Origin of the sequence: Aureimonas ureilytica DSM 18598 = NBRC 106430, from assembly GCF_000382705.1 — a bacterium.
In the GTDB taxonomy this organism is placed as follows: domain Bacteria; phylum Pseudomonadota; class Alphaproteobacteria; order Rhizobiales; family Rhizobiaceae; genus Aureimonas; species Aureimonas ureilytica.
The window spans coordinates 1-4,106 of sequence record NZ_ARQE01000038.1 but is presented as its reverse complement, the minus strand read 5'-3'; the positions used below and the strand labels follow the sequence as shown (position 1 = coordinate 4,106).

Sequence of the window (4,106 nt, the reverse complement as noted above, 5' to 3'; positions counted from 1 at the left end):
CCTGCCGATAGCCGATTTGCGCAAGATTCTGGTATGGGGTATTTGAGGGGTATGTCTAAGATCGGAAATCGCATACGTGAAGCTCGTGAAGCGAAGGGCCTGGACCAGATCCAGCTCGGCGAACTGACGGGCTACTTCCAGTCGTCGCTCTCAGATGTGGAGAGGGGGAAGGTTCTCCCGCGCCACAACAAGTTGATAGCGCTATCCGAGGTATTGGATGTTCCGCTCGAGGAACTGCGCGCCCTAGTAGCCGAGGACGCCAAAGCTCGTCGACAACGGGCTCAAGCTACACCGCAGGATCGTGAAACCGCAAAGAGAATGGTGGAGGCGAACTACGCGTCGCCAGCGCCGGCACCCATTCATCCTTCATTCACCCCCATGACCACAAGCTTTCCCGTCATAACCCCAAATGCTACTTTGGGCGGCCCCGTCATCCCAAGCGACTCGGATGTCATTCCCGCTTTTGGTCAGGTTCGGGGTGGATCGGACGGGCGATATCAGTTCAATGGCCAAGTCATCGGCTGGGAGCCTCGCCCCGCTAAGTTGCGTGGAGTGGCCGGGGTGTACGCAGTCTATATTGATGGCGATTCGATGTACCCGCGGTACAAGGCCGGCGAAACGGTTGTCGCCAACCCTGGACGGCCCGTTTCGGTTGGCGATGACGTGATCGTGCAGATTGCCCCGGACGTGGACGGCGATGCGCCATACGGATTCGTCAAAGAGTTCGTGAAGTTCACCCCGACGAAGCTCATTCTGACGCAGCACAACCCTCCGATCCAGATAGAGTTCGACCGGGAGCTCGTGATATCCGTTCATCGGATTGATAGCGCTTACCGATAACCGATATAGCGTTTGACGAACAAACTAGAATTGGTATATACCGTTCTCTCGGATGTTGCGAGGAGGGTATATCGACTCCCTCATCCGTGCGCCTACCAAGCGCAACACCACATGAGGAGAGAACATGTCCAATTCATTTGGGGCGCTCGCACGCCCATCCGTCTCTGCACGACATGACGCGGCCTGCGATGCGCATGGCCGTGCCCGCTGCATCCTGTTGGCCCTTGCACTTTCGTTTGCTGCCGGGGCCGCCTTCTTCGCCACCCCTTACGGCGCCCATCTCCTGCAGGTCTCGATCTCGGAGATCACCCGATGACCGAGAACCGAAGCAATGGCGGACCTGCCGCTGAGGTTGAGCAAGACGAGTCCCCCTTCAACGGCCTCGCATCGCGCCTCTACCACACACCATACCTGGTTATGCCGCGCTTGGCGCTCGAAGCTATGCCTATCGATTGGCAGCGGAGGTTCGAAGCGCTTTTGAAAGAGGCCGACGACGCCGGACTCGAAACGCCGGGATACTACGTGCTGCGTGACGAGCCCGAATACACCACGACCGAGGACGCCGACAGCACTGATCCGACTTCAAGGATCGAGACTTATCATTCCCTGCGCAATGATCCTTGGGCCAACTACCGACGCGGTGACGCATGGGCGCTGTCCCTCGCCACCCGCTCCTCCTCGAAGGAGGCATGACCATGGGGGAGATGAAGCACACTCCTGGTCCGCGGGAGCTTGGCGGCGGAAATGTAGATTGGGCAGTAGAGCCTGATGACGAGAATGTTGGCTATTGGTCATCCCAACCCGTTGGGCCGATGGGTCGCATAGATCCTGTCTGCATGGTCATCCAGCGCGGCGACGAAGGCTATAGGAGCGGCGACGACGAGTTGGATGCCAATGCGCATCTCATTGCCGCCTCCCCCGATTTGCTGGAAGCGACCAAAGATACACTTGCCTCGTTGACCGCAGCGGTCTCGCTTCTCAAGCGCGGATCGAAGAAAGCTGCTCCTTCAGACAAGATATTTGACCAGATGATCCTCGATCACGAGGCATCCATTGAACGCGCCCGCGCCGCCCTCTCCAAAGCAGAAGGCCGTTCTCTTTCCTCCGCTTCTGGCCAGGAGGGAGGGGAATGAGCGCAAGCGTTCGCCTAACTCAGATTGATGGGAAGCTGCCGAACTTAGCCCTGGCGAGGCTCGGCGCGTGGCATCATCGTCAAGGTCACGTCGTCCATTTCAGCCGATCCGTTACGCGCGACGTGTTCGAGCCCAAACGCTATGATTTTGCTTATGGCAGTTCGATTTTTGGGTTCAGCCGAGAGAAGGCCGAACGCTTCGCCGCCAACTTCCCCGAAGCGGCGATCGGCGGCACCGGCACGCAAAGCGAAACCACAATCGAGGACGTTGCTCCCGGTATCACTGACGCTGCCGACCTTACTTTCTGGCCCGACTTCACGGCATCCATCGGCTACACTCAGCGCGGTTGCCGGCTCAAATGCAAGTTTTGCGTTGTGCCGAAAAAGGAAGGCGCGAACCGTTCCACTGGTACGCTTCATGACATCTGGCGCGGCAACGGTCGCCCCAAGCACATCCACCTTCTCGACAACGACTTCTTCGGGCAGGAATGGTGGCGGGAGCGGATCGAGGAAGCGCAGATAGGGGGCTTCAAGCTCTGCTTCTCGCAAGGCATCAACGTCCGGCTGGTAACCGATGAAGTGGCGGAGGCGCTGGCGTCGATCGACTTCCGCGATGCCTCCTTCGGCAAGCGCCGCCTCTATGTCGCGTGGGATAACCTCAAGGATGAGGGCGTGTTTATGCGCGGCGTGGACACGCTGGAGCGAGCGGGCATCCGGCCAACCCAGCTGATGGCTTACATGCTGATTGGGTTTGATAAGAAAGAGACCTGGGACCGGATTTTCTATCGCTTCGAGAAGATGGCCGCGCGAGGCATTGATCCCTACCCAATGCCGTTCGACCAGACGAGCCGCCCCCACAAGCGATTTCAACGGTGGGTCGTGACGCGTGCTTATCGCAATGTCCCTTTCGAAAAATACGACCCATCAGCGAAGGGTATTCGGTTCGGTCGCGATGGCGGACAAATCGATATGTTCGGAGACGCCGCATGACCCATTCTCACGACACCGCCACGCCTGCCCTGAGCGTGGAGAGCGAATACGTGCTGGTTCCGCGCGAGCCGAGCGAAGCCATGCTGCGGGATGGCGTTATGGCTTGGACGATGCCTTGGGCCGACGTAATCCCTCAAAACATTGACGAGGACCGATACATCCTCGCCGCCGTCTACCGCGCCATGATCTCAGCCGCTTCTGCCCCCAACCCCTCACCGGCCGCAAAGGGCGGGGAAGCTGTGGTCGTGCCATACGACGACTTCCACGCCGCATATGGGTTCGTGCCGCGCTCGAAGGTATCGCCGGATCGATGCCTCAAGACACGGCTTCGCGCTCTTCTGCGCGCTGAGGATTTGGCCCACGCCGATGAGGCAGAAGCCCTCGCCACCCCTTCACCCCAGCCGGCAGATGCCGTACGGGAACTGTTGCGCGAGGTCGAAAGCGAAACGCCTCCTGACGATCAACCCCGCGATGGCCAAGGTGCCTACGTCTATATGACGTGGGAGACCATCGACGCCTTACGCGCCGCCCTCGAATCCGATCCAGCCCCGGCCGCAATGGGCTGGGAAGCTGAGGCGTTTGCTGTTTCGGATTCGGGGGTTTGTCAGCTAATCGAAGCTTGTAAGCGCAATGGGTTCCCGCATACCCAATCCTGTCTGCTCGAATTGCTGGAGCGGCGCAAAGCCGCCGCCCTCGCGCGCCCTTTATCTCAGCCGGCCGAAGCTGAAGCCGAGACCTTCAAGCGCGAGCGCGACGATGCGCGGAAGGCGCTGGAGACGGCGAGCGGGATTATTTCCGACGCGCGGGGTGCTTGGTGGTACGCGAGAAACGAAGCCAAGGGCGGCCATCTATCGCGCATCTGGGATCGCCTCGTCGCGTCCGATGACGCCGCCCGCTCCGCTTCCAGGGAGGGCGCGTCCGATGAGTGAGCGCGACCTGATCGAGCGGCTGCGAGAGTGTGACCAGCCTTTGATAAATCAGCCACTTCCGTTTTCGCAGGTTCGCCAGCGCATCCGAGATGCCGCCTCCGCTCTGGAAGAAGCAGCCGCCACCATCGCCCGCCTCTCCGAAGCGCTGGCAGAGGCGGAGAAGAAGGGGGCTGAGGACTGGCAGTCGATCGAGACGGCTCCGAAGGATGGTACGA

Annotated in this window: 7 protein-coding genes; all 7 read left to right on the top strand. The window is 60.0% G+C overall.

Going from position 1 to position 4,106, the window contains the following annotated elements; translation table 11 throughout:
* Positions 1-840, top strand: an 840-nt coding sequence (locus tag B146_RS28135; RefSeq protein ID WP_205753723.1) for an XRE family transcriptional regulator, incomplete at its 5' end; no start/stop codon positions are given.
* A gap of 124 nt (positions 841-964) precedes the next feature.
* Positions 965-1,156, top strand: coding sequence for a hypothetical protein (locus tag B146_RS29325; RefSeq protein WP_155897714.1), 192 nt, complete (start codon positions 965-967; stop codon positions 1,154-1,156).
* A complete protein-coding gene (locus B146_RS0124420; RefSeq protein WP_019999100.1) occupies positions 1,153-1,533 on the top strand; it encodes a hypothetical protein in 381 nt (126 codons plus the stop codon). Before B146_RS29325 ends, B146_RS0124420 begins: the two co-directional genes overlap by 4 nt.
* 2 nt (positions 1,534-1,535) lie before the next feature.
* Positions 1,536-1,973 carry a hypothetical protein gene (locus B146_RS27415; RefSeq protein WP_155897713.1) on the top strand — a complete coding sequence of 146 codons (438 nt, stop codon included), beginning with the start codon at positions 1,536-1,538 and terminating at the stop codon, positions 1,971-1,973.
* Entirely contained in the window at positions 1,970-2,962 is a 993-nt protein-coding gene (locus B146_RS0124410) for a radical SAM protein (protein ID WP_019999098.1), read from the top strand. The genes B146_RS27415 and B146_RS0124410 overlap by 4 nt, the downstream gene beginning before the upstream one ends.
* Complete coding sequence (locus B146_RS0124405) at positions 2,959-3,891, top strand: hypothetical protein (RefSeq protein WP_019999097.1); 933 nt, start codon at positions 2,959-2,961, stop codon at positions 3,889-3,891. Before B146_RS0124410 ends, B146_RS0124405 begins: the two co-directional genes overlap by 4 nt.
* The coding region (locus tag B146_RS27410; RefSeq protein ID WP_040408959.1) for a hypothetical protein at positions 3,884-4,106 on the top strand (223 nt) is incomplete at its 3' end. The genes B146_RS0124405 and B146_RS27410, both read left to right, overlap by 8 nt.